Annotated in this window: 34 protein-coding genes; 27 read left to right on the forward strand and 7 right to left on the reverse strand. The window is 63.1% G+C overall.

Going from position 1 to position 20,793, the window contains the following annotated elements:
• Positions 1–45: 45 nt before the first annotated feature.
• Together GL4_RS07225 and GL4_RS07230 are read right to left on the reverse strand one after the other, a co-directional pair.
• A complete protein-coding gene (locus GL4_RS07225; protein WP_156137441.1) occupies positions 46–516 on the reverse strand; it encodes a hypothetical protein in 471 nt (156 codons plus the stop codon).
• A 469-nt stretch (positions 517–985) separates the two neighbouring features.
• Positions 986–1,243 (reverse strand): hypothetical protein, encoded by a 258-nt coding sequence (locus tag GL4_RS07230; RefSeq protein ID WP_045366160.1) that lies wholly within the window; start codon positions 1,241–1,243, stop codon positions 986–988.
• Between the two features lie 114 nt (positions 1,244–1,357).
• Between GL4_RS07230 and GL4_RS07235 the strand changes: the two genes are divergently transcribed.
• The 24 genes from GL4_RS07235 (at position 1,358) to GL4_RS07340 (ending at position 11,527) form a co-directional block, all read left to right on the forward strand.
• Entirely contained in the window at positions 1,358–1,642 is a 285-nt protein-coding gene (locus GL4_RS07235; protein WP_045366163.1) for a helix-turn-helix domain-containing protein, read from the forward strand.
• 468 nt (positions 1,643–2,110) lie between these two features.
• Positions 2,111–2,461 carry a hypothetical protein gene (locus GL4_RS07240; RefSeq protein WP_045366166.1) on the forward strand — a complete coding sequence of 117 codons (351 nt, stop codon included), beginning with the start codon at positions 2,111–2,113 and terminating at the stop codon, positions 2,459–2,461.
• Positions 2,458–2,709 carry a hypothetical protein gene (locus GL4_RS07245; protein ID WP_045366169.1) on the forward strand — a complete coding sequence of 84 codons (252 nt, stop codon included), beginning with the start codon at positions 2,458–2,460 and terminating at the stop codon, positions 2,707–2,709. The genes GL4_RS07240 and GL4_RS07245 overlap by 4 nt, the downstream gene beginning before the upstream one ends.
• 50 nt (positions 2,710–2,759) lie before the next feature.
• Entirely contained in the window at positions 2,760–3,179 is a 420-nt protein-coding gene (locus GL4_RS07250) for a hypothetical protein (protein ID WP_045366172.1), read from the forward strand.
• Positions 3,176–3,469 carry a hypothetical protein gene (locus GL4_RS07255; protein ID WP_045366175.1) on the forward strand — a complete coding sequence of 98 codons (294 nt, stop codon included), beginning with the start codon at positions 3,176–3,178 and terminating at the stop codon, positions 3,467–3,469. The genes GL4_RS07250 and GL4_RS07255 overlap by 4 nt, the downstream gene beginning before the upstream one ends.
• A complete protein-coding gene (locus tag GL4_RS07260; RefSeq protein WP_045366178.1) occupies positions 3,466–3,882 on the forward strand; it encodes a hypothetical protein in 417 nt (138 codons plus the stop codon). Before GL4_RS07255 ends, GL4_RS07260 begins: the two co-directional genes overlap by 4 nt.
• Positions 3,882–4,046: a hypothetical protein gene (locus GL4_RS17485; RefSeq protein ID WP_156137445.1), complete on the forward strand. Its 165-nt coding sequence runs from the start codon at positions 3,882–3,884 to the stop codon at positions 4,044–4,046. The genes GL4_RS07260 and GL4_RS17485 overlap by 1 nt, the downstream gene beginning before the upstream one ends.
• Positions 4,043–4,369 (forward strand): hypothetical protein, encoded by a 327-nt coding sequence (locus GL4_RS07265; RefSeq protein ID WP_045366182.1) that lies wholly within the window; start codon positions 4,043–4,045, stop codon positions 4,367–4,369. The genes GL4_RS17485 and GL4_RS07265 overlap by 4 nt, the downstream gene beginning before the upstream one ends.
• A 115-nt stretch (positions 4,370–4,484) precedes the next feature.
• A complete protein-coding gene (locus GL4_RS07270; protein WP_045366185.1) occupies positions 4,485–4,796 on the forward strand; it encodes a hypothetical protein in 312 nt (103 codons plus the stop codon).
• Positions 4,793–5,308 (forward strand): ASCH domain-containing protein, encoded by a 516-nt coding sequence (locus GL4_RS07275; protein WP_052464215.1) that lies wholly within the window; start codon positions 4,793–4,795, stop codon positions 5,306–5,308. Before GL4_RS07270 ends, GL4_RS07275 begins: the two co-directional genes overlap by 4 nt.
• 17 nt (positions 5,309–5,325) lie before the next feature.
• Entirely contained in the window at positions 5,326–5,760 is a 435-nt protein-coding gene (locus GL4_RS07280) for a helix-turn-helix domain-containing protein (protein WP_045366188.1), read from the forward strand.
• Positions 5,760–6,158, forward strand: a complete 399-nt coding sequence (locus GL4_RS07285; protein WP_045366191.1) for a hypothetical protein — start codon at positions 5,760–5,762, stop codon at positions 6,156–6,158. Before GL4_RS07280 ends, GL4_RS07285 begins: the two co-directional genes overlap by 1 nt.
• Positions 6,158–6,550 (forward strand): hypothetical protein, encoded by a 393-nt coding sequence (locus tag GL4_RS07290; RefSeq protein ID WP_045366194.1) that lies wholly within the window; start codon positions 6,158–6,160, stop codon positions 6,548–6,550. The genes GL4_RS07285 and GL4_RS07290 overlap by 1 nt, the downstream gene beginning before the upstream one ends.
• Positions 6,543–6,941 carry a hypothetical protein gene (locus GL4_RS07295; RefSeq protein ID WP_156137447.1) on the forward strand — a complete coding sequence of 133 codons (399 nt, stop codon included), beginning with the start codon at positions 6,543–6,545 and terminating at the stop codon, positions 6,939–6,941. Before GL4_RS07290 ends, GL4_RS07295 begins: the two co-directional genes overlap by 8 nt.
• Positions 6,938–8,707: an ATP-binding protein gene (locus GL4_RS07300; protein WP_045366200.1), complete on the forward strand. Its 1,770-nt coding sequence runs from the start codon at positions 6,938–6,940 to the stop codon at positions 8,705–8,707. Before GL4_RS07295 ends, GL4_RS07300 begins: the two co-directional genes overlap by 4 nt.
• The gene (locus tag GL4_RS07305) at positions 8,704–8,961 is read left to right on the forward strand and encodes a PadR family transcriptional regulator (RefSeq protein ID WP_045366203.1); all 258 of its coding nucleotides are present in this window, start codon (positions 8,704–8,706) and stop codon (positions 8,959–8,961) included. The genes GL4_RS07300 and GL4_RS07305 overlap by 4 nt, the downstream gene beginning before the upstream one ends.
• Positions 8,958–9,158: a hypothetical protein gene (locus GL4_RS07310; RefSeq protein ID WP_045366206.1), complete on the forward strand. Its 201-nt coding sequence runs from the start codon at positions 8,958–8,960 to the stop codon at positions 9,156–9,158. The genes GL4_RS07305 and GL4_RS07310 overlap by 4 nt, the downstream gene beginning before the upstream one ends.
• Positions 9,159–9,227: 69 nt before the next feature.
• Positions 9,228–9,464, forward strand: a complete 237-nt coding sequence (locus GL4_RS07315; protein ID WP_045366209.1) for a hypothetical protein — start codon at positions 9,228–9,230, stop codon at positions 9,462–9,464.
• On the forward strand, positions 9,457–9,693 hold the full coding sequence (locus GL4_RS07320) for a hypothetical protein (RefSeq protein ID WP_045366212.1): 237 nt from the start codon (positions 9,457–9,459) through the stop codon (positions 9,691–9,693). The genes GL4_RS07315 and GL4_RS07320 overlap by 8 nt, the downstream gene beginning before the upstream one ends.
• A 253-nt stretch (positions 9,694–9,946) precedes the next feature.
• Positions 9,947–10,249 (forward strand): hypothetical protein, encoded by a 303-nt coding sequence (locus GL4_RS17750; RefSeq protein ID WP_045366215.1) that lies wholly within the window; start codon positions 9,947–9,949, stop codon positions 10,247–10,249.
• Between the two features lie 14 nt (positions 10,250–10,263).
• Entirely contained in the window at positions 10,264–10,479 is a 216-nt protein-coding gene (locus GL4_RS18210; RefSeq protein WP_045366218.1) for a DNA-directed RNA polymerase subunit alpha C-terminal domain-containing protein, read from the forward strand.
• Positions 10,480–10,676: 197 nt separating this feature from the next.
• Complete coding sequence (locus GL4_RS17895; RefSeq protein ID WP_052464216.1) at positions 10,677–11,009, forward strand: hypothetical protein; 333 nt, start codon at positions 10,677–10,679, stop codon at positions 11,007–11,009.
• A gap of 96 nt (positions 11,010–11,105) precedes the next feature.
• On the forward strand, positions 11,106–11,273 hold the full coding sequence (locus GL4_RS17760; protein WP_172653320.1) for a hypothetical protein: 168 nt from the start codon (positions 11,106–11,108) through the stop codon (positions 11,271–11,273).
• 65 nt (positions 11,274–11,338) lie between these two features.
• The gene (locus tag GL4_RS07340) at positions 11,339–11,527 is read left to right on the forward strand and encodes a hypothetical protein (RefSeq protein ID WP_045366221.1); all 189 of its coding nucleotides are present in this window, start codon (positions 11,339–11,341) and stop codon (positions 11,525–11,527) included.
• Between the two features lie 137 nt (positions 11,528–11,664).
• Here GL4_RS07340 and GL4_RS17490 read toward each other — a convergent pair whose 3' ends face one another.
• On the reverse strand, positions 11,665–11,832 hold the full coding sequence (locus GL4_RS17490; RefSeq protein ID WP_156137449.1) for a hypothetical protein: 168 nt from the start codon (positions 11,830–11,832) through the stop codon (positions 11,665–11,667).
• A 569-nt stretch (positions 11,833–12,401) separates the two neighbouring features.
• Between GL4_RS17490 and rpoD the strand changes: the two genes are divergently transcribed.
• Positions 12,402–14,414 (forward strand): RNA polymerase sigma factor RpoD, encoded by a 2,013-nt coding sequence (gene rpoD, locus GL4_RS07345; protein WP_045366224.1) that lies wholly within the window; start codon positions 12,402–12,404, stop codon positions 14,412–14,414.
• Here rpoD and GL4_RS07350 read toward each other — a convergent pair.
• Together GL4_RS07350 and GL4_RS07355 are read right to left on the reverse strand one after the other, a co-directional pair.
• Positions 14,411–14,905 carry a septal ring lytic transglycosylase RlpA family protein gene (locus GL4_RS07350; RefSeq protein WP_082025549.1) on the reverse strand — a complete coding sequence of 165 codons (495 nt, stop codon included), beginning with the start codon at positions 14,903–14,905 and terminating at the stop codon, positions 14,411–14,413. The two genes, rpoD and GL4_RS07350, sit on opposite strands and share 4 nt — an antisense overlap.
• A gap of 125 nt (positions 14,906–15,030) precedes the next feature.
• Positions 15,031–16,026, reverse strand: coding sequence for an AI-2E family transporter (locus GL4_RS07355; RefSeq protein ID WP_082025550.1), 996 nt, complete (start codon positions 16,024–16,026; stop codon positions 15,031–15,033).
• Between the two features lie 399 nt (positions 16,027–16,425).
• Here GL4_RS07355 and GL4_RS07360 point away from each other — a divergent pair, with 399 nt between their 5' ends.
• Both GL4_RS07360 and GL4_RS18215 read left to right on the forward strand, forming a co-directional pair.
• Positions 16,426–17,232, forward strand: a complete 807-nt coding sequence (locus tag GL4_RS07360) for a bestrophin-like domain (protein ID WP_045366227.1) — start codon at positions 16,426–16,428, stop codon at positions 17,230–17,232.
• A 189-nt stretch (positions 17,233–17,421) separates the two neighbouring features.
• Positions 17,422–18,009, forward strand: a complete 588-nt coding sequence (locus GL4_RS18215) for a sce7726 family protein (RefSeq protein WP_045366229.1) — start codon at positions 17,422–17,424, stop codon at positions 18,007–18,009.
• Here GL4_RS18215 and GL4_RS17180 read toward each other — a convergent pair.
• Positions 17,983–18,978, reverse strand: coding sequence for a beta family protein (locus GL4_RS17180; protein ID WP_082025551.1), 996 nt, complete (start codon positions 18,976–18,978; stop codon positions 17,983–17,985). The two genes, GL4_RS18215 and GL4_RS17180, sit on opposite strands and share 27 nt — an antisense overlap.
• 692 nt (positions 18,979–19,670) lie before the next feature.
• On the reverse strand, positions 19,671–20,339 hold the full coding sequence (locus tag GL4_RS07370; protein WP_172653321.1) for a GNAT family N-acetyltransferase: 669 nt from the start codon (positions 20,337–20,339) through the stop codon (positions 19,671–19,673).
• Positions 20,340–20,793 lie beyond the last annotated feature (454 nt).

Consider the following 20,793-nt stretch of genomic DNA (forward strand, 5'->3'; position numbering starts at 1 on the left):
GTCTGGCGGGCGCGCTGCCGGGCTTCGATCAGCGCCTTGTAGCGGTCAGGCGGGAGTAGCCACTGCGCCTTCCGATGGCACGTCAGGCTGCGGTCCGCGAACGCGGCGCCGATCTGCGCAAACCGGTCGCCGACTGCAATCAGCAGGGTCGCCAGGAATTCGGGCCAGCAGCTCGTAAACCGCGTCAATCTTCCGCTCCAGCCTGTCGAGGCGCTCGGCGACCTCCACCGTTCGCGCCTCTTGTTTCTCGAGGCGCTCGATCACCTTCTCGGGCCGCGCCTCGTCCTCTTGCCGCGCCAGGGCGTCCTGTTCCGCCTCGTACAAGGCGCGGAACAAGACGTTGCCGCAGCGTCTCTGATAGGCGCGCCAGCAGCTGTTGAACGGCATGTCTAACTCTATGGACGCATGGGCTATTCCGGCCTCGACCGTGTCGCCCTTCATCCACCGTTGAACCAGCTTCCGACCCTGGGTCACGAAAAATGACCGCGGGTCCGGACACGGCTTTTCACGCGCCATGACGCATACTCCACGCTACTGATCCGCCTCGGCCGGAAGCGGCTACTGAACAGGTTCGGGGAGGATCAAAGGTTTCGCGTGATCTCCCCCGGGCCGAAACTGAACTAGCCGGGCCCGAACGCGACCCGGCGCTGTAATGGGATGGGTTTCGTGTTCCCGATTGAACTGCGCACACGCAGGCCAGAGGCCGGTCGCGCATTAGAACAAGCGCTCAAGCAGCCGCTCTTTTCAGTCCCCGGCCGTCTACCCGCCTTCGGCGTACTTGAGACGGCCGGGGCCCCAAATGCCCCCTCGCCCTCAAGTAGCCCAGAGGGTGGTAGGGCCCTAGAGAGAGGCGTCCCGGCTCGTGGCCTCAGAGCCGGGACGCTGGGGCCAGGTCCGCGCACGCAAGAAAGGTCGCGCTCCCCTGGTCCGAATGGTGTGGAGGCGGCCGGCTCGATCGCGGCGCCCGGTTGTGGCGGGACGAACCTCATGCGGCCGAGCTCCCTTGGTGGTCGTCGCTCGAGCGCTTGGCGTCGATCGCCGCAAGCATGTCCGTGGTCACTTCCTTGCCGAGCTCGGCAGCGGCTTCGATGAGGCCGCTCCAATAGCCGGATGGAATCTTGTCCCGGGTCTTCCACTGGCGGGCCTTGTAGATCCCGACGTCGTAACCGAGCCGCTGCATGTGCTCGGCTAGATCGTCGGGCGTCTTCCAGAAGCCGATGACGTCTCGAAAGGTTCGAATCATGGCAAAAACTGATAAGACAAATTGGATTATATTTCAATGTTGGAATGTCCAGTGACTTCGCCCGTGCCGGTCGGACAAATTGTCTTAACCAGCAGACATCGAGGGCGAAGCATCGTGACGCCGACGGAATACCGATGGGCCTACGCCGAGCGCGTAAAACAGGCGCGCAAGGAGTCCGGCTACACGCAGGACCAGATGGCGCGCCTGCTCCGGCTGACCCAGCCGACTTACAGCAAATACGAAAGCGGCCGCGGCGAGGATGCGCCCAGCCTGCTGCCGCAGCACCTGATCCAGGACTTCTGTCTCATTTGCCGCGTCAACATCGAGTGGCTCGTGACCGGGGAAGGGCCGATGAAGGCTAGTCGGCCCTCGAAGGAGAGGGGCAACGACGCCGCCTGAGAGCAGCGACCTGCTCTTCGACTTGCTCGTCGGGATCCTGAAGTCGGTCCTCCAGCGCAGACACTGAATAATTTAGACATCGGTCCAAGGCTCGCACGGGCTGGCGTCGCGCGGCCTTGGCAGGGGCGCCGGCACAGAGGGTGCTCGCATGAGGGCTGCTGAGTCGTGACACCCCCTGATCGTATGGATTGACTACGGCAAGTAGCAGCAGAATCCGCCCATCGATAAAATAATCCAAATTGTCTTGACGGCGTTATACGAATTGTCTTAGCGTTCGAGTCGCGATGCCGATTCTCCAGATCGGTTTCGTATCTGCGATATGGCTCTCCAGGCCGTATCGCTGCCCTCCATCGGGCTCGCACCCGGAGGACCTGGGCGTTTCCTCCCTAGACTTGGGCAGCCGCAGTTTTGCGTATCCGGCGGCCCACTTTTCGGGAGACGGGGATCCGAACCGGAAAGGGGCTGCTGGTGGACAAGCTTGCAATTGTGACCCACGGGGAGCTTGAAGACTGCAAATCGGCCTTCGAAGCACAATTGGAGCACCTCCCGCCGGAAAAGGCGCGGATCGGTAGGATCGTCGCCGCAGGCTTGACTCCCTTGATCAGCGCAATTGCGGCCGAAGTCGAAAGTCCGGAGAGGCTGCCAATCGGGGCACTGCTAGACGCCCTTGCGTGCCTATTTGTCTCGATCACCAAGACGAGCACCCACAACTTCCTGCCGGCCGATTTCCACGATGAGTTCAAGGCGGACCTTGCGAGACGCTTCTCCGCGTCGATGAACGACTTGGACAATTTCGACACCGTCGGAGGCCGCCAATGAGTGCCCAGGTCGACAACGACTTCCGGACCACACCCGAATTTCAGGAGATCCAGCTGATCGCCGCGAACATGTCCGACGAGCTCGGCCGCATGCTGGCGCTGCTCGACCGCTTGGATCCCGCGCCGGCAGCAAATCAGTCGCGCTCAAGCAGGCCAGAGGCCGGTAGCGCCAGTCCAGTGAGTACCCAGGCCGGGGAAGACGGCCGCGCCGGTCAAGGGCCTTCCGCACTGCCAATGCCGGCCAGCTAGGGACGGGAGCGGGCGCCGGTCTCGGGTTCGGCGCTCGCATCCGATTGAACATGCCGGGGATCACGGATCCGAAACTGCCGGCCCTCGAGTTCGGGGCCAATCCACACAAATTGACGGCCGCGCTGACGCTCCTCTTGGGCGCTTACCGGGAAGAGCGGCTCGCCGTCTTCGAATGCGTCGCCGACGAGATCGGCGCCGTCCACGACGAGACCGACAAGCTGCGCCTCACGTTGATGGACAATCTGATCGCGTCCGGCGAGCAGGCGCTCGCGTCGGGCGATCCGGTCACTTGCAGCGGCGCCCTCGGGCAGCTGCTCGGCGCCTACCGCAGCGAGCGGGCCTTCGTCTTCAAATGCGTTTCGGATGGCTGCGGCGCCGTGCGCGAACCGGAGGACCAACGCCTTCTCGCCACCATGGATGCGATGATCGCGTTCGCCACCTGCGCGTTGGAACCGGCGGTGTCCGCATGACGAAGGGCCGCAGCACAGAGCTCTCGCACCGGGAGTCGGCGAAGATCCACGCGATCAATCGCCTTTGGCAGCGGGCGGGAATCGTCCTCTCCAGCCCCGATTACGAGGGCCTCTGCGAACAGATCGGCGCGACTGTCGAAGACGATTGTCTCGTCGAAGTGCCGGTGCGGGACGAGACGGTGGTGGCGGTATGGTCGGCCGAGCTCGACTGTATCGTCACGTTCTTCCGGACGCCGACGCCGAACCAACGGTCCCGCGTCATCGGTCTCGAGGGAGGGCGCGCGGCATGACGGAGACATGCCGGAGGACGCTCAATTCCGTCGGCGAGGTTGCCAAGCTGCACCATCAGCTCGCGCGGACGAATCCCAACGACCACATCGCCTTCGCCACGACGATCATCGCCCATGGCGGCGCCATCCTGGCGTCCGTGGTCGGGGAGAGGGGAGCGGCGTTGACGCTGTACGAGACGGCCGACCGGCTCGCCGTGAAAGGACAATCGTCCGCCGAAAGCCTCGCCGATCTGCTGGCCCGCTTCGAACCGCTGCCGGAACCGAAAACGCCAGCGGCCGCTGCTCCGCCCCGTTGGGCGCGCCTGCGCCGCCTGTCGAGGATCCTGCTGTTCGTCTGGATCCCGGGCGCCGCCGTGGGCCTGTTGCTCGCCAAGCTGCTCGTCTTCGCGCTCCAGTCCGTGGGGCTCATGTGATGGGTACGCGGGTCATGGAAGGCGCGCCGGCGGACCTGGCGCAGCAGGTGCGGAGGATCAACTCCGAGATCATCCATCGGGAGACGCCCGAGGGGCGCTTGGAGAAGCGCGCCGAGCGGGCGCGGATCAGACGGCAATCGAAAAGCGAAGGGAGGAAGGCATGACGTCACTAGATCGCTTGGTCAATCTCGTCGCCGAGCACTTTGACCTGGCGCCGGACGTTCTCACGGCGCCCGGCAAACAGGCGCGACGCATATCCTACGCGCGCCATGTCGGCGCCTACATCGCCATCGCGGTGCAGAAACAGACCTACGAGGACACCGCAGGCGCCTTCGGCTTGGGTGAACAAACGAGCGCCCGTTACGGCTACCGCCGGATACGCGAATACCTCGAGCTCGGCCATCCGCGGATCTTTTGCGGACACTGCCCTGCAGAGGACGTGGCAACGCTGACCAAGCTCATCGAGGCCGACCGGAGGGCCGCATGATCAAACGGAAGAGAACATAATCATGGCATGGACGGCACTGAGCGCGCCTCAAAAGGCGGCCGCGAGCAGAAAGGTAGGATTGTCGGCACGCGAGACGCCAAGCGGACGAGTGACTATGAGGCTCTCGATTAGTGGCGACACGCTGTCCTCCATCGGCAAGGTGACCGATGCGTACACGTTGATGTGTGGCGAGGGCGTCAACGCCGGCTGGCTTCGGCTCGCAAAGAGCGATGCAGGGCTATTCGTTCCTTCGGCGATGAGGGGCTCGGCTTGCTTCAATCTTGGCGAGACTGCGTTCGCGCCGGACGGCGCGCAGAAGCGGACGGAGTGTGAGTTCCGATCCGATCCAGACGATGAAAAGGCGCTCCTGATCCGGCTCCCGAGATGGTGTTTCGTTGAACGCGAAGAGGACAGCGAGGCCGCATGAAGGCGCTGACGATCTACCAGCCTTGGGCCTCACTCGTGCTGATCGGGGCGAAGCCCTACGAGTTCCGCAAGTGGAACTTCATCGATCGTCCCGGCGGCCGCGCGCTGCTGAACAAGCGCATCGTCATCCACGCGGCCTCGCGGCCGGTCCACGACGATGAGGTGGCCGACCTGCTCCGGAAACTCGCCGTGGCCGAACAGCGTGGCGCGTCCCAGGATCTCGACCATGGCACGGCGTTGAAGGTGGATCTGGCGCGGACACTGCTCACACGGGTCTACGCCGCGCATTCGCACGTGCCGATCCTGCCCTTGCGCTGCGGTCTCGGCACGGCCGTACTCGGCCGGCCACGCCGCCCGGAGGCTCTGTTCGGCGGGTCCGTCGCCGACTCCAAGCGGTTCGATCAGCACGTTTGGGCATGGCCGTTGTCGGACGTGCAGCCGTTCGACGCGCCGATACCGGCGCGCGGTCAGCAAGGATTTTGGGATTGGGAGCTCGGCCAACAGGCCGCTTAACGGAAGGGAGAAAGACCATGGACGGAAGACGCGAACGCCCGAAGAAGACAGGCCCGGTCGACGGCCATGTGGGGCGGCGCATCCGGCTGCGGCGCATGCAGGTGGGTCTCAGCCAGACGGATCTCGGCGACGCGCTCGGGCTGACGTTTCAGCAGATCCAAAAATACGAGAACGGCGCGAACCGCATCGGCGCCGGCCGGCTCGTGGAGATCGCGGCCGTGCTCGGCATCGAGGTTGGCTGGTTCTTCGAAGATGCGCCGGCGCCCGAACGAGGCGCCCCGATCGGCGCCGCGGCCGCGGAGGATCCGCTCGCCCTTCTGGCGACGAGGGACGGCCTGGCGCTCGCCGAGGCCTTCGGCGCGATCACGGATCCCCGTCAGCGCAGGGCCGTGCTGCAGCTCGTGCGGTCCATGGCCGGCCTCGAGCAAGAGCAGTTCGCGGAGGCGGCGTAGTGGACTGCGTAAAGCCACCATACTTCGCCGAGACACCCGACGACGCGCAATGCCTGACGGGTTGGGAGGGTTTTGGGGCGTTCACGCAACTGCTGACGCAGAGCGGCGGAAAGAATGTCGAGGGCGGGCTGTGTTGGGACGAGAAGACGGGGTGGCGCGTCTACGCCCGCATCGGCGAGTCGCTTGTGACTTTCGGGCCCGAGTGGGCCGCCGATTTCAACAAGCGCGTGCTGAACGCGTTCGAGGCTCTGCCGGAAGAGCAGCGCAAGAAGATGTCTTTCATAGAAGAGTTCCACCGGTCACAGCTGGAGGCGGCAGAGCAGGCGCAGGACAAGAACGCGCGCAACGAAGATCCCGCCGAGGAAGTGCTCCGGGTGGCCTCGAAAGGACTTAATTGATGGAACGCAAGCCGATCCTCTGCCTCGACTTCGACGGCGTGATCCACAGCTACACCAGCGGCTGGCAGGACGCGGACGTCATTCCGGATCCGCCGGTGCCCGGCGCGATCGCCTTCCTGCGGGAGGCGGTCGACCACTTCCGCGTGGCGATCTTTTCGAGCCGGAGCCACCAGCCGGGCGGCATCGAGGCGATGAAGGACTGGCTAGGCCGCTGGGTTCTCGAGGAGGACCCGTTCGACGTCGCCTGGGTCAACGCGATCGAGTGGCCGACGGAGAAACCGCCGGCACTCGTGACGATCGACGATCGCGCGCTGACCTTCGACGGCACATGGCCGTCCATGGACGTTCTGCGGGACTTCAAGCCTTGGAACAGGGGAGGGGAACGTGGCTGATCAATTTCCTGACTACACTCCGCGCGACCTTCCGGGGGGCGTCTATTGCTCGCCTGGATGCGGCCTGGGTTGTTCTCGGACGGCGTTCGATGAAGCCACCGCGGCCGCGATGCAGCTGGCCCAGCGTATGGGCCAAGGCTGGGAGCCGGACGTTTGGGAAAATCTTGGTTGGCACTACGCGGTGGTCAATGGGCCATTCAAGATTACGTTCGACGAACGAAGCCAGCGCTATGAGGCGGAATACACATTGGAGGCGAACGATGGCTTCGTGTTTCAGGTCTTCACCGATGCGGACCTGCCTGAAGATGCCTTCGGCTTTGCCGTCCAAGAGATCCGCACGCGGTTAGTGCGTATCGAGCAGTCTCTGCGAGAGGTAGGCGGCGAGCAATGAAGCAGCCCATCCCCGACGCAGGACTGGACGATCGGCTCGGCTATGTCGGCACGGCCGGCTCAGGCAAGACCTACAACGCCATGAGCCGCGTCGAGCGGCTGCTGAAGCGGCGCGCGCGCGTCGTCATCGTGGATCCGCTCGGTGTGTGGTGGGGCCTGCGGCTGCTCGATGACGGCAAGACGGCTTCGCCGTTCGACGTCGCGATCTTCGGGGGGCAGCGTGCGGACCTTCCCTTGACGGAGCACGCCGGCGCGCTGATCGGCGAGACCGTCGCCGGCATGAAGGAAAGCGCGATCCTCGATTTATCCGAGCTCGGCACCAAGGCATCGGAGCGGCGGTTCATGCTCGCCTTCCTTACGGCGCTCTACAAGAACGCCAATGGCGAGCCGGTGCACGTCATCTTCGACGAGGCGGATATGTGGGCGCCGCAGCGGCTGCTCGATAAGGAAGGGGAGGCGGCCAAGCTGCTCGGCATGATGGAGACCATCGTGCGCCGCGGCCGGATCAAGGGCTTCATCCCCTGGCTGATCACGCAGCGGCCCGCGGTGCTTTCGAAGGACGTCCTGAGCCAGGTCGACGGCCTCGTCGCCTTCAAGCTGACCTCGAGCCAGGACCGCGACGCGATCGGCGATTGGGTGCAAGGCCAGGCCGACAAGGCGCGCTGGCGGGAGATCTGGAGCGACCTGCCGACGATGCCGGTCGGACACGGGCTCGTATGGATTCCCGGCCGCGGCGTCCTCGAGTCCTCCCCGTTCCCGCCCAAGATCACGTTCGACTCCTCGCGCACGCCGAAGCGCGGCGAGCGCAAACTGAAGGCGACGGCGCTTGAGCCGCTGGACGTGGCCGGCCTCAAGGACAAGCTCGCGGCCGTCGAGGCGCAGACCAAGGCCAACGACCCGAAGGCTCTCAAGGCGCAGGTCGCCGCCAAGGACAAGCGCATCGCCGAGCTCGAGAAGGATCTCGAGCGAGCCAAGACGCAACGCGGCGTGAGCGCGTCCGAGCGCCAAAAGATGCACCGCGAAAGCTACGACGACGGCCACGAGGCTGGAGTGACCATCACGTGCAACAAGGCGATAGAGATCCTCAATGGGGTCGTTGCGGGCATCGAGATCATGCGCGACCGCCCGTCGAAACCGGATGGCTACACGGCCCCGCCGAGCAGCGAGTTCCGCGAACAGCACCGCGCCGCGCCGCCCGCGTTGACTTCTAAGTCAATTTCCCATGCACCCCAGCAGACCGCGAGACGGGAGGCGGCGCCGGCTCGCGACGGCGTCGCCTCCGCCGAAGGCATCACGCCGGCGAAGCAGAAGATCCTCGATGCGATCGCCTGGGTTCTGTCGTTGGGGCAGGGCGCAGCCGACAAGACGACCGTGGCCATCCTCGCCGGCGCGTCGGCGAGCTCGGGCGCCTACAAGAACAATCTCGGGTCGCTGCGCTCGGCCGGCCTGATCGACTATCCGAAGCCGGGCATGCTCGCCTTGACGGACGCGGGTGCGGGCCTCGCCAATCATCCGGACGCCGCGCCGACCCACCAGGACGTCATGGCGAAGCTCGCCGAGCGGTTCCCGCCGGCGCAGATGCGGATCCTCGAGGCGCTGGCCGCGATCTACCCGAACGCGGCCGGCAAGGAGGAGCTAGCCGATTGGATCGGGGCCTCCTCGAGTTCCGGCGCCTACAAGAACAATCTCGGCCGCCTGCGCAGCTTCGGCGTGATCGACTATCCGGCCCAGGGCCAGGTGGTCGCGACGGAAAGGCTGTTCCCATGAAGCGTCGCGAACGACAGATCCTGGCGGTGCTGACCTACTCGGCGACGCCGCTCTCCGGCGCGCAGATTTGGGCCGCCACAGGTCTGCGGAGCGCTTCGATCTACCCCACCCTGAACGAGCTCGAGAAAGCCGGCGACGTCGAGAGCTGGTGGGCGCCAGGGCCGTATCCAAGAACGCGGATATACCGGCCGACGATGAGCGGCCGTGAGCGCTTTCTCGATGCGTTTCCCGGCGCAGGAGGGCAGCCAGAATGATCGCCTCCGTTCTCGTCGCCGCGCCGCTCCCGCCCGCCGGCGGTCCGTGTTCAAACGCCGGCCAGAAGGTCGAGACTTGGGAGCTCAGGGCAACCGACAAGGACGCGGCGATCGTGGAATGCCGGCAGCGCGGCGGGATCTTCGTCCGGGCCATCATTCCCGACGACGAGCTGAGCAACGGGGGCGGCAATGGGTAAACCTGTCCGCATCCAGCGCAAGCGCACAAAGGGCTGGAAGATGCCACCGAACAACGCCGGAGATCCGCAATGACGCCCGAGCTCGCCCGTCTCAATCGCGCAGCTGTGCTCTACGTCCGTTCGGACCCCGACAAGCGCCAGGCCGTCATTGGCGAGCTCGGCGCCGCGCGTAAGGCGGTGACGCCGAAATGCGAGGCTGGGCGGGCGCTCGTGTCGGCGGCCTTTACGGTCGCCGTGTATCCCCGGAGCGAGGCCGCGATCGACCTGCTCGAGGCGGCCTACCGGCTGGTGTGCGACCATGGCTAGGGCCCGCGCCACTAGACCTGCGCCGGCGGGTCAGCCGACGCCCGAGGATCTCGATCGGGCCATCAGGCTGATCTCGGACGTGATCCGTCTGCACGGGCCGGCCTACACGCCGCTGCTGGCCCGGGCGCTTGCGGAGAAGGAGAAGGCGGACCGCCAAGAGGCCCTCGTGGCGAGGGCTCTGAGGATCTCGCAAGGGGGCGAAATCGGGGGTCTCGAGGGGCAGCGATAGGCGGCCGAATCGGGCTACAAATCAGGCCACAAATCAGGCCACAGCTGATCGGCCGAGCTCCGCTATTCCCCGCAATTCAGCAAAAAATCATCCGTTCAGGCGTAGGTTCGAATCCAGTCAGCGGTACCAATAACTTAGCCCTATTTCAGCCTCTGCTTTTTTCTCCATAGGTAACCTCACAGGTAACACTTATTGGAGGAACCCATGCTGCAAACATCTGAAAAGCGAAACTCGGCCCCTCACCAACTTGGAGATGACTGACCGGCTCACCAGACTGGCCGACCTGGCCAAGTTGATCCAACTTGCAATCGACGGGCTGGAAGACAAGTACGACACCCCAATGATCTCCAACGAGGCGCTACGCCTCTGCGCGTCCCTTCAGGTCCTCCGCGACGAGGTCCATCCGGTGAATATCGAAGATGAGATTGCCTTCGTGAAGCGAGACGCTGATCGCAAGATCGCTGAGTTGCGGGAACGAGAGGTAGCCGAGCTGTGCGAATCCCAGACCGACTACGGGCCGTCGCCCAGGATCTGTGCGAACTGGCCGACGAACTAGACGTAGACAAGAAAGTGGGCGGGCGGCGGCTGGAAGACCTCGGCCGGTCTGCACGTTGCGCGAACGTCTTTGGGGCTGAGCGTATCGAGACAATCGGCCAGCTCGTCCAGCGGACGGAGATCGACTTCAGGCGAATCCCGAACATCGGCAATAAAAGCATCCGCGAGATAAAAGAAAAACTGGCTGAGTTAGGGCTTTCGTTGAGACAAGGCGAAATAAAGCTGACATAGTGCCCGAGGCTTTGGGAATTATCCCCCCAAGCTCACCTGCTGCCCCGGTCGTTGCTCCCTGCGCGATCGGGGTTTTTCTTTTGGTGCGATCATTAGTTTGTTCGCCACCGCCAACTCGTCAATCTCCCATAGTCAGTGAACGGCCAGATGGCTACATTTCCTTGTGACATGGGGTGACAATTCAAAGGGGAACACCAATGAAACACGTGGCATTGATTGCTGCCTTCCTGCTCGCTGGCTTCCTTGCGGCTTGCGATCAGGCCGAGGACACAGCCGATGAATCCGCAGAAACGCCAACGGAACAATCTGCTGATCCGGCGACGACAACGGATGACGAACCAGCGGCAGAAGCGCCAATGGACGAACCGCCAATGGAAGAAGCGCCTGCGGACGATTCCATGATGGATGAGCCCCCGGCGGCTGAAGAACCCATGATGGAAGAAGAGACAATCGAAGAAGACACGACCATCGACGAGGACGGAACCGTCGAGGAGGATGAGGTCATCGAAGAGGAAGTCCAGCCGCAATAGCGTCGGCCGGTACTAAGACACGGGCGTCGGCTTCCGGTCGGCGCCCTTTTTCGTATAAGCTCAACCGACGCGGGGGGAAGCACAGAGGGGCTTCCCATGACAGGCGACGAGGACGCTGAGGCGCGGGAGATCGCGCACGGGCTGATACAGGGTTACATTGGGCCGGATCACAAAGTCATCCAAATGAGGGCATTCTACGCGGCTCTGGTACAGGCCTTGAAGCAAGCGCGGGACAAGGGCCGCGAAGGACCGGAGTCACACTAGGTGCTCCTTGGCGACCGAGGTCTTCTACTGTCTGCTCTGGCGATCTCGGAAATGGGAGGAGCCCAATGCTAAGAGCCACGCTAATTGGAGTTTCGCTGTTGGTCCTTTCTGGCTGCGACGACGAGAAGAAGAGCCACGAAGAAGCCATAGCGTATTGCACGGCCAAGGTGGCGAAGGACCATCCAAAGGCTCACTTCGACGATATTGTGCGGCATACCGACGAGTGTATGGCCGCTGAGGGTTGGGACTACTAGCAGACCCGGCCTTTCTCCAAGTCAGGGAGAATCGGGGTCGGTTTCCAACTAGGTCACCCCCTAAACCAATCCTGCTCACCCCGTCGATTCCTTCCCGCCCCGCGCGAGCGGTCCCTATTTTGGTTGCTGCTGGCAATTCAGCCCTTGGATCGGGTCTCGAGATAGATTTCGAGGTTGTAGTGCCCGAAGACGTAGCTGGCTTCGCGCGCCAACTCGGCGGCGATGTCCTCCGGATCACTCCCGCCATCGATGTATCGCTTGATGAGCGCGTTGAGTTCTTTTGCGAACTCCTTGGAGTCTGCCATCCGACGATCCTCCTATTGGATTATCCCTCAAGGATGTTCCCTTGCCGAGGTCGACACAAGCGTTTAGGCGGACTGCTCGGTGTTCCGGAACGTTGGCCTCGGTTCTGGCGGTCGTGACTAGGGCACCTCGTCGCACCTTCGTGAAGCTCGAAAAAACCAGCTAGGTGCGCGGATTGCGCCCTTGACAGGGGCCGGGCCGCTCGCCAAGTCATCTTGGTACGTCAAATATGAGACGCCTGAGTGCGCGCTTTTTTTCGCAGTGCCCGCGTCGGTAGAAAAATCCCGGAATTCCGGGCGAAAACCGGACAATTCTCCGGGCTCGAGGGTTTCCGGGCGGAAAACGCCGCCCGCATCAGGTGCATGCTTAATTGACGATTAAGGATGCGCCCGTTAATCGCTTCTGGTCCGTCTGGAGGGTTGGGCGGAACCAGAGACAACCGAAGAGGCTTTAGCCTTGAGACGCGCCTGACCACAGGCACGGCTAAAGCCGACGATCGGCGAAGCGCTTCCAAGTGCTTCCCGCCACGATACTGGCGCCGTTTTCGCCCGCGCGCCCCGGAGTGACATGCATGGCCACCAAGACCGCCCAAGCCGAAGATCAAGAGACCGAGACTCAGTCCCAGGACGGACCTGTTCTCGACATGTCCGACGCCGCCGTCAAGAAGCTTATCAAGACGGCCAAGCAGCGCGGCTTCGTCACCTATGACGAACTCAACGAGGTGCTTCCGTCCGAGGAAGTCTCGTCCGAGCAAATCGAGGACACGATGTCCATGCTCTCCGATATGGGCATCAATGTGATCGACTCGGAAGAGGCGGAGGAAGGCGATCACGCGGACGGCGAAGGCGGCAAGGCCATCGTCGCGCAGTCGGCCGTGGCCAAGGCCGAGACCACCACGCGTGAGCCGGCCGAGCGCACGGACGATCCGGTGCGCATGTATCTGCGCGAGATGGGTTCGGTTGAGCTGCTGTCCCGCGAAGGCGAGATCGCCATCGCCAAACGCATCGAGGCCGGACGCGAAGCGATGATCGCCGGGCTGTGCGAAAGCCCGCTCACCTTCCAGGCCATCATCATCTGGCGCGACGAGCTGAACGAAGGCAAGATTCTGCTCCGCGACATCATCGATCTCGAAGCCACCTATCAGGGGCCCGACGCCAAGCAGGTCCCGTCCCAGCCGCTGCCGGGCGAGGAGCCCGAGGAGGGCGAGGGCAAGGCCAATGGCGCCGCCAAGGCCGAAGACAAGGACGACGAAGAGTCCGAGGAGGAGGGCGCCGAGGGCGACACCGAGGAGGACGATGACGACGATATGGAGAACTCGCTTTCGCTCGCCGCCATGGAGGCCGAGCTGAAGCCGCAGGTTCTCGAAACCTTCGACCTCGTCGCCAGCAACTACAAGAAGCTCCGCAAGCTGCAGGACCAGCAGGTCGAGAAGGCGCTCAAGAACGAGGACCTCTCCACCAGCCAGCATCGCCGCTACAAGCAGCTCAAGGACGAGATCGTTGCCGAGGTGAAATCTCTCCAGCTCAATGCGAACCGCATCGAGACCCTGGTGGAGACGCTGTACCTCATCAACAAGAAGCTCATGGGCTATGAGGGCCGGCTGCTCCGCCTCGCCGAAGGCTATGGCGTGAAGCGCGAGGACTTCCTCAACGAATACCAGGGTAACGAGCTCGACCCCAACTGGCTGCGCCGCGTGGGCCGCCTGAAGAAGAAGGGCTGGGCCGACTTCATCCACGACGAGCGCGGGCTCGTGAAGGAGTTGCGCGGCGAGATCCACCAGCTCGCCACCGAGACCGGCCTGCAGATCGCCGAGTTCCGCCGCATCGTCTCCATCGTGCAGAAGGGCGAGCGCGAGGCACGCCAGGCCAAGAAAGAGATGGTCGAGGCGAACCTGCGTCTCGTGATCTCCATCGCCAAGAAATACACGAACCGCGGCCTGCAGTTCCTGGACCTGATCCAGGAAGGCAATATCGGCCTCATGAAGGCCGTCGATAAGTTCGAGTATCGCCGCGGCTACAAGTTCTCGACCTATGCCACGTGGTGGATCCGACAGGCGATCACCCGCTCGATCGCCGATCAGGCGCGCACCATCCGCATTCCGGTGCATATGATCGAGACGATCAACAAGATCGTGCGCACCTCGCGCCAGATGCTTCACGAGATTGGCCGCGAGCCGACGCCGGAGGAGCTGGCCGAGAAGCTTGCCATGCCGCTCGAGAAGGTCCGCAAGGTCCTGAAGATCGCCAAGGAGCCCATCAGCCTCGAGACGCCCATCGGCGACGAGGAAGACAGCTATCTCGGCGACTTCATCGAGGACAAGAACGCGGTGTTGCCGATCGACGCGGCGATCCAGTCCAATCTGCGCGAGACGACCACCCGCGTGCTCGCCTCGCTGACGCCGCGCGAGGAGCGCGTGCTCCGCATGCGCTTCGGCATCGGCATGAACACGGACCATACGCTCGAAGAGGTCGGCCAGCAGTTCTCGGTCACCCGCGAACGCATCCGCCAGATCGAGGCCAAGGCCCTGCGCAAGCTGAAGCACCCGAGCCGGTCGCGGAAGCTCCGGAGCTTCCTCGACAACTAATCCGGCTGACCGGCCGGTGACGAAGCGGCGCCTTCCTGGGGAGGGGCCGCTTTTTTGATGCGCACTTTCGCCACCCCGTCCTCGATCATGTCGAGCCGCTCGGCGGCCTCCTCTGACACATCGATGATCCGGTCCTTTGCATAAGGCCCGCGATCGTTGACGCGCACGGTGACGTCCTTGCCGTTTTCGAGATTTTTCACGCGCAGCTTGGTGCCGAAGGGCAGCGAGCGATGCGCCGCCGTCATGTCGTCCTCGTCCATGATCTCGCCGCTGGCCGTCTCTTCGCCCGAGAAATCGTACCAGGAGGCCTTGCCCGTCTTCCGCAGTGGCTTGCTCTGGCTGGGTACATCGCCTGGCGGCGATGCTTGCTCGGGCGCGGGTGGCTGGCCCGGTTCACTCGGCAACACGACGAGTGCGAGGACGACGGCCGCGACGGCGCCGGCCAAGACTGCGGCCCAAAGCACGCGCCCTTTGCTTATGTTTCTAGCCATATCTTTGCACCCATGACTCAATACCTATGACCTTGGGAACGTCGCTTGTGCGCTACCAACACCGAAAAGCCGGCGCGTGTTCCTTATCGCGGCGGCCGGCCCATCATTGACGGAGCATCGTTCGGTCAGCCGACCGCCTTGCGGATCAGAACGAAGACGGCGACGGTCAAGGGACCGGCCAGCAGCACGCCGAACATGCCGAACAGGATGCCGAACGCCAAGACCGAGAACAGGAACAGGGCCGGGGGTATACGGATCATCTCGCGCTGCACCTGCGGCAGCACGATGTTCGACTCCACCTGCTGGATGACGACGAACAGCAGGATCGTCCACAGCGCCATGTTCATGCCCTCGGTTGTCGCCAGCAGCACGGCGGGAATGGCGCCCACAATGGCCCCCAGCATGGGCACGAACGCGGCGATCCCTGCGATGATGCCCAAGGCGAGCGGCGCGGGCAGGCCGAGCGCCCAGGTGCCCAACGTCACGAGGCTGCCGATCAGCGCCATCGAGATGAGCTGCCCGAACAGCCACAGGCGCAGGCCGTTCGCACTGTCGCTCATGGCCTCGTCGACCCGATCCCGGTAGCGCTCAGGAACGAGCTTGAGCGTCCCACGGCGATAAACGTCCGGATTGAGCGCAAGGAACACCGCGCCCATCAAGACGAGAAAGAACGTGGTCGCGACGCCGGCCGCGGTCCAGCCCCATGACGCGATCGTGCCGACAACGCCGGAGAGGAAGCCTGAGCCGCCGCGCGAGACGATCTCCGATGCGCTCGGCAAGGACAGACCCGTGACTTGCTCGAGCGACTGAACCGCTTTCGGCAGCTGCGCATAAAGCTCGCCGAGCTGGGCGGAGACTTGCGCGCCGACCAGCCAGCCCAGCAGGCCCAAGACAGCGACGATAACCGCAAGGGTGATCAACACGGCCCACGTGCGGGGCAGCTTCGTGGCGAGCAGCGGCCTTGCCGCCGCATCGAGCGCGATGGCGAGGACGACGGACGCGAAGGCGAGCAGAAACGCCTCGCGCAGCCACCAGATCGCGATGATGGCAATGATGCATCCGAGCGCGAAGAGGATGAGCGCGGCCGGGCTTTGAGGCTTGGTCGTTATCTTTTCAGCCATCGTCGATGAGTTTCGCAGCCGGAGATAAAATGCCGATGATGCGGACGCTGTCTATGCGATCGGACCGCAAGCGCGTGACGCCGCGTTGCTGGATCACGCCCCCATGTTAGCCGCTAACCCCGCCATGAGCCATGTGTTCCGCCCAGACAATCGGCGGCGCATCGAACACCGCCCTGAAGCAGCCGCAAAGCGGCAGGGCATTGAGCGTCGCCCGAGCCCCTAGATGGCGCGAATCGCCCGCGCAAAGTAAGCTCGACCTCAAGTAGCGCAGAGCGCGGTAGGGCAAAGGGTAATGCGCTCAAGTAGGCCGCTAGGCCGGTAGCACACGAAACAAGCGCTCAAGTAGGCCGCTAGGCCGGTAGCGCACCAAAAGAAGCGCTAGGCGGTAGGGAAAATAATATGAGCGGTCTGGAGATCATCAACGCGATGCCGGTCTGGCTGCTTGCCGCCCTTGTCATCGGCGTGAGCGTCGTCTTCTCCGTCGGGCTGCAGCTCCTGGTCCGCCGGCGCTTCGGCGTCAAGTTCCTCTCCTCGAACCACGAAGTCGCCGGCTTCAAATATGCGGTGGTCGGCGTCGCCTATGCGGTGCTGCTGGCCTTCGTCGTGGTCGGCGTGTGGCAGGAGTTCGAGGACACCAAGCACGCCGTCGATGCGGAGGCCGAGCGCTTCTACAATCTCTACCGCAACAGCTACAACTATCCGGACGCGGACGGCGCGAAGATCCGCGCGGCGCTCATGGCCTATGCGGTCGCCGTGCGCGACGACGACTGGCCGCAGATGGAGCTCGGCCGCCACGGCAGCGACAAGGCGTCCAAGGCCTATGCGAAGCTGAGCTACACGCTGGGGCAGATCCAGTCCAACGACCTCGCCCTGATGCCGACCATCCTGCACGGCATCGATCTGTTGCAGCAGACGGCGGATTTGCGGCTGGAGCGGCTCTCGGACGTGGGCGGCCACATGACCCCGGTCATCTGGGGCGTGCTCGTCCTCGGCGGCGTCATCACGCTCGCCTATCCCGCCTTCTTCGCCACGCAGAAGGTGGGCCCGCAAGTGCTGATGACGGCGGGCCTCGCCATGATCGTCGGCGCGACCTTCTTCCTCGCCATCCACCTGAACTTCCCGTTCTCAGGCCCGGACCACATCACCCCGGAACCGATCGACGCGGTCATCAAACGCATGAAGACCGAAGGCCCGGTGGGGGCGTAGGGGGCACCTATTGGTGCATGGTTGGGCAGTTGAGCGATCCCGCTCAACCGGTCACGGCGCGCAAGCGCTAGAATGCTACTAAGCCAAAATACTTCTCTCTGGTGTGATCTGGCTACACGTCAACGGCCTATGACAAAAAACAACCCACCACTAGAATTTATGGTTAACGTTCTAATATAAACTGCTCCCATGCGCGATTCGGACGTACGTGCGGCAGTCCGCAGGAAACTCAATCAAAAGCACTGCAGCGATCCGAGTACTCGGATCGTGGAGGAGATGGGCATTTGGTCTGGTGCCGCTCGCATAGATATCGCAGTTATTAATGGTGAATTGAGTGGGTTCGAACTCAAGAGCGCGAGCGACACGCTGCATCGGCTCCCTGACCAAGCAAGGCTCTACAGTCAGGTCTTCGATCGAGTCACTCTCGTGGTGGCCGACTGTCACCTTGATAGGTCATTGAGCACTATCCCCGAGTGGTGGGGTGTTTGCTCGGCTGCACCGATGAAAACCAGTAGTCGGCTGGCGCTCCGATTGAGACGACGTGCCCGCAGGAACCCCAATGTTGACCCTCTTCAGGTCGCGCGTCTGCTTTGGCGTTCAGAGACTCTGACGCTCTTGGAGCGTTACGGTCTCGACAAGGGGATTCGCAACAAGACCGTCGAGGTCCTCGCCTCAAAGGCGGCCGACAGCTTGCCGAAACGGCTGCTATGCTTGGAAGTCCGAAAAGCTCTGAAGACCCGCCAAGACTGGTTAGGGCAGCCGATCTGTAACGAGTGAAATGTGACGGTTCATTCCGATTGAGACCCAAGTCGTTCGGTTTCCAGAGCGTGTTTTGCCGGAGGCAATTTCCTTGATCCGGTCGTCAGCCCAACAATTAGGAAGCGCATCAAACTGAGGGTCACGCGACAGAGTTTGCGCATGCTGGCGGTACTGATCAGCCATCGGTTTCCCGTTGCGACCGCTGGTGGGGCGTCCCTTCAGAATTATCCAACACTCATCGACCGTATAGCGGACGCTGACCGTAGCCTTGGCCATCGCGAATCCTGGTGGTTCCTCCATGCTTGGATGAACTTGGCCCGTGTCACCAAAGTTCAGCTCGAAAGGAAGGGCAGGTGCAACTGCCTGCCAAAGTGTCCACTCTCGTCTTGGTACGTTGGTTCGGCCACTTGGTAGGCCGCTATAGTTTTTAGGGGCCGAGGAGGCCACAAGCGTTACAGTGCGCCATTCTGGCGTCTTGCCCAAATTGGTCTGAATGGCGTTTGCGACGAAAGGGTGGAACATTTCGGACTCGTAACCCGCGATATCGCCCAGAGTGATAACGAGATCAATGTCCTTCGTATTCCAACCCTGGTTTGAGCACCAAGCGGCTATGACCCCTAGATCATTGAGCTTCGCCTTCAGCGTGAGGCTGTCAGAGTATTTTCCCAAGGCAGTGTTTACCGCCTTCAGATACGTGGTGTCGGCTCTTACAGACACAGATGGCGAAACTTCTACGCCAGCTTTGCCAAGCGCCTTAAACATGTCTGAGAAGTTGGTGGCACTTCCGGTCAGAGTGGTTGTTAGACGACCATCGAGAGCCAATGGCAGTCCCGCCCACGCCGGACCTACCGTCGACGCAAATGATGCTGGTGGGGACTCCATCACGACGCAGATTGGAAATGTACGGGCCTTTGAGGAGCTTGCCAGGTGCTTCAGTGCGGCAGCCTCTCCAGCCTTGCTTCGCATCACTGGACGATAAACATACATCTGAAACAATCTCAGGTTGTTATAAAGGTGCCATCAATAGTTTAATCCTGTGTAACTTTCAACCGTTATAGTGTTTCTGTTTCGACCTTCGGAGAAACCTTATCCCCCTCCCCAAAACCTGCCGTAGACTGCCTCCCATCCCTCGTTCGTGAGGACGCGAGCTGCAGACCGTCTGCTCTCGGGGCGGGGGATGCGGCGCCCGAGGTGGCGCGGTACGGATGGGCCCGATGAGAATGAGCAAGCCTGGACAACCGCGTCGCGGCTAACGGACCAGCCCCGGGGGTCTCTAATCCGCCCGCCTGCGCTGTAACGCGTGGGCCGTCGGGTGAGGCGTGTGCTTCTTCGCATGCGCCTGTGCCACTGGAGATAAGCGCGCGGTATGAGGCTCTAAAACATCGCCGCGGCGTCGAGGGTCGCTTCGCGATAAGCGATGCGCATTCGATACGCCATGCGGGGCGCCGGAAGGCTGCCCACACTAAAAAACGGACGGCGGCCGACCAGCGCCCCGCAAGTCCTCACTGCGTGAGGGCTGTTGTTTTGAGACGTAGGGAGGTTATGGCCAGCTCGGCGTGTTTCCACGCGCCGGGATGCTTTCGCGCGCCTGCGCTTCTCTTATTTGCGCTACCGGCCTAGCGGCCTACTTAAGCGGGTTTTTCACTGCGCTACCGCGCTTCGCGCTACTTGAGCGCGATTTACAAATCCCCTTCGGATACCATCAGCGCGGCGTCGTTGGGGTCGCGGTGCACATGCAGGTTGAGGCTGTGGGCGAGCTGGAGCATGGGGCCGTTCTCAGAATGGATCGTGCCCCAGATATGGGTGTAGCCCATCTCGCGCGCGGCTTCGAACACGAGCTCCAGCGCCTTGTGGGCGAGGCCGAGCCCTTCGGCTTCCGGGCGGAGCGTCACGGAGTACTCCGCCGTCTTGCCGTCCTTGTCGCCGGTGATGCGCGCGCCCCCTAAGATCTCGCCTTCGAGCGGCCCGTCGCCTTCCAGGACGATGCAGAGGTCGCGCTCGGGGTCGGGCGTGCAGAATTCGCGCGCCATGTCCTCGCTGAGGTGGGGCAGGTGATGGAGCACGCGGAACCAGCGGCCCCGGTCCGTCATGGCGTCGTAGCAGCGGATGAGCGCGCCGGCGTCCGTCTCGTCGATGGGGCGGGCCAGATGAGCGTGGCCGTCCTTGCCGGCGATGGTCACCTTGCGGCGGAGGAGCTTCTCGCGCAGGGGCGAGAAGGGCCGCGCCGAGGTCAGCGTCGAGACCTTGTTGATGGGCGCCGAGGCGGCAGGGGCCGCATTGACGGCGGCCGTCTTGTTCGCCGCCGCCGCGATGGCTGCCGCGGGGCCCGTGCCGAGCTCGTGGCTCATCCGGATAGGCTGGCCGGTCTGCCCGGCTTGGCCGTTTCGGTGGGCTTGGATGTTAGGGTGGGCTTGGCCCATAGAATTCACGTCCGGTCTAGTTGCTCTCAAAAAGCCTCTCGCGAGGCTCGGCCTCCTGCGAGGCCCTCTGGCCGACCTTGACGTTGCTCCCTTTCGGTTTGCCGCCGATTCGCTCGGCTGTTGCTCTTGGAGATAGGCGTAGCTTGGGCAAAAGCCATGGCCGGATGGTGAAGTTTTTGCGGCGCAACAAGCGGCTTTTCGTCTCACGCCCTAGGTGCCCGACGCCTGGTTCGGCGCTGAATCCGCGCTCAAGTAAGCCGCTAGGCCTCAAGTAGCGAAGCGGTAGGCCAACAAAGAAGGCGGTAGGGCAACGACCACGCCCTCAAGCAGCCGCTAGGCGGTAGGGCAACGAACCCGCCCTCAAGCAGCCGCTAGGCGGTAG

Source organism: Methyloceanibacter caenitepidi (assembly GCF_000828475.1).
GTDB lineage: Bacteria > Pseudomonadota > Alphaproteobacteria > Rhizobiales > Methyloligellaceae > Methyloceanibacter > Methyloceanibacter caenitepidi.

What these genes read in the sequence shown, in the direction of transcription:
- GL4_RS07225 (WP_156137441.1), bottom strand. Translation starts at nt 516, where the DNA reads ATGGCGCGTGAAAAGCCGTGTCCGGACCCGCGGTCATTTTTCGTGACC.
- GL4_RS07230 (WP_045366160.1), bottom strand. Translation starts at nt 1,243, where the DNA reads ATGATTCGAACCTTTCGAGACGTCATCGGCTTCTGGAAGACGCCCGAC.
- GL4_RS07245 (WP_045366169.1), top strand. Translation starts at nt 2,458, where the DNA reads ATGAGTGCCCAGGTCGACAACGACTTCCGGACCACACCCGAATTTCAG.
- GL4_RS07250 (WP_045366172.1), top strand. Translation starts at nt 2,760, where the DNA reads ATGCCGGGGATCACGGATCCGAAACTGCCGGCCCTCGAGTTCGGGGCC.
- GL4_RS07255 (WP_045366175.1), top strand. Translation starts at nt 3,176, where the DNA reads ATGACGAAGGGCCGCAGCACAGAGCTCTCGCACCGGGAGTCGGCGAAG.
- GL4_RS07260 (WP_045366178.1), top strand. Translation starts at nt 3,466, where the DNA reads ATGACGGAGACATGCCGGAGGACGCTCAATTCCGTCGGCGAGGTTGCC.
- GL4_RS17485 (WP_156137445.1), top strand. Translation starts at nt 3,882, where the DNA reads ATGGGTACGCGGGTCATGGAAGGCGCGCCGGCGGACCTGGCGCAGCAG.
- GL4_RS07265 (WP_045366182.1), top strand. Translation starts at nt 4,043, where the DNA reads ATGACGTCACTAGATCGCTTGGTCAATCTCGTCGCCGAGCACTTTGAC.
- GL4_RS07270 (WP_045366185.1), top strand. Translation starts at nt 4,485, where the DNA reads ATGAGGCTCTCGATTAGTGGCGACACGCTGTCCTCCATCGGCAAGGTG.
- GL4_RS07275 (WP_052464215.1), top strand. Translation starts at nt 4,793, where the DNA reads ATGAAGGCGCTGACGATCTACCAGCCTTGGGCCTCACTCGTGCTGATC.
- GL4_RS07280 (WP_045366188.1), top strand. Translation starts at nt 5,326, where the DNA reads ATGGACGGAAGACGCGAACGCCCGAAGAAGACAGGCCCGGTCGACGGC.
- GL4_RS07290 (WP_045366194.1), top strand. Translation starts at nt 6,158, where the DNA reads ATGGAACGCAAGCCGATCCTCTGCCTCGACTTCGACGGCGTGATCCAC.
- GL4_RS07300 (WP_045366200.1), top strand. Translation starts at nt 6,938, where the DNA reads ATGAAGCAGCCCATCCCCGACGCAGGACTGGACGATCGGCTCGGCTAT.
- GL4_RS07305 (WP_045366203.1), top strand. Translation starts at nt 8,704, where the DNA reads ATGAAGCGTCGCGAACGACAGATCCTGGCGGTGCTGACCTACTCGGCG.
- GL4_RS07310 (WP_045366206.1), top strand. Translation starts at nt 8,958, where the DNA reads ATGATCGCCTCCGTTCTCGTCGCCGCGCCGCTCCCGCCCGCCGGCGGT.
- GL4_RS07315 (WP_045366209.1), top strand. Translation starts at nt 9,228, where the DNA reads ATGACGCCCGAGCTCGCCCGTCTCAATCGCGCAGCTGTGCTCTACGTC.
- GL4_RS07320 (WP_045366212.1), top strand. Translation starts at nt 9,457, where the DNA reads ATGGCTAGGGCCCGCGCCACTAGACCTGCGCCGGCGGGTCAGCCGACG.
- GL4_RS17750 (WP_045366215.1), top strand. Translation starts at nt 9,947, where the DNA reads ATGACTGACCGGCTCACCAGACTGGCCGACCTGGCCAAGTTGATCCAA.
- GL4_RS17895 (WP_052464216.1), top strand. Translation starts at nt 10,677, where the DNA reads ATGAAACACGTGGCATTGATTGCTGCCTTCCTGCTCGCTGGCTTCCTT.
- GL4_RS17760 (WP_172653320.1), top strand. Translation starts at nt 11,106, where the DNA reads ATGACAGGCGACGAGGACGCTGAGGCGCGGGAGATCGCGCACGGGCTG.
- GL4_RS07340 (WP_045366221.1), top strand. Translation starts at nt 11,339, where the DNA reads ATGCTAAGAGCCACGCTAATTGGAGTTTCGCTGTTGGTCCTTTCTGGC.
- GL4_RS17490 (WP_156137449.1), bottom strand. Translation starts at nt 11,832, where the DNA reads ATGGCAGACTCCAAGGAGTTCGCAAAAGAACTCAACGCGCTCATCAAG.
- rpoD (WP_045366224.1), top strand. Translation starts at nt 12,402, where the DNA reads ATGGCCACCAAGACCGCCCAAGCCGAAGATCAAGAGACCGAGACTCAG.
- GL4_RS07350 (WP_082025549.1), bottom strand. Translation starts at nt 14,905, where the DNA reads ATGGCTAGAAACATAAGCAAAGGGCGCGTGCTTTGGGCCGCAGTCTTG.
- GL4_RS07355 (WP_082025550.1), bottom strand. Translation starts at nt 16,026, where the DNA reads ATGGCTGAAAAGATAACGACCAAGCCTCAAAGCCCGGCCGCGCTCATC.
- GL4_RS07360 (WP_045366227.1), top strand. Translation starts at nt 16,426, where the DNA reads ATGAGCGGTCTGGAGATCATCAACGCGATGCCGGTCTGGCTGCTTGCC.
- GL4_RS18215 (WP_045366229.1), top strand. Translation starts at nt 17,422, where the DNA reads ATGCGCGATTCGGACGTACGTGCGGCAGTCCGCAGGAAACTCAATCAA.
- GL4_RS17180 (WP_082025551.1), bottom strand. Translation starts at nt 18,978, where the DNA reads ATGTATGTTTATCGTCCAGTGATGCGAAGCAAGGCTGGAGAGGCTGCC.
- GL4_RS07370 (WP_172653321.1), bottom strand. Translation starts at nt 20,339, where the DNA reads ATGAGCCACGAGCTCGGCACGGGCCCCGCGGCAGCCATCGCGGCGGCG.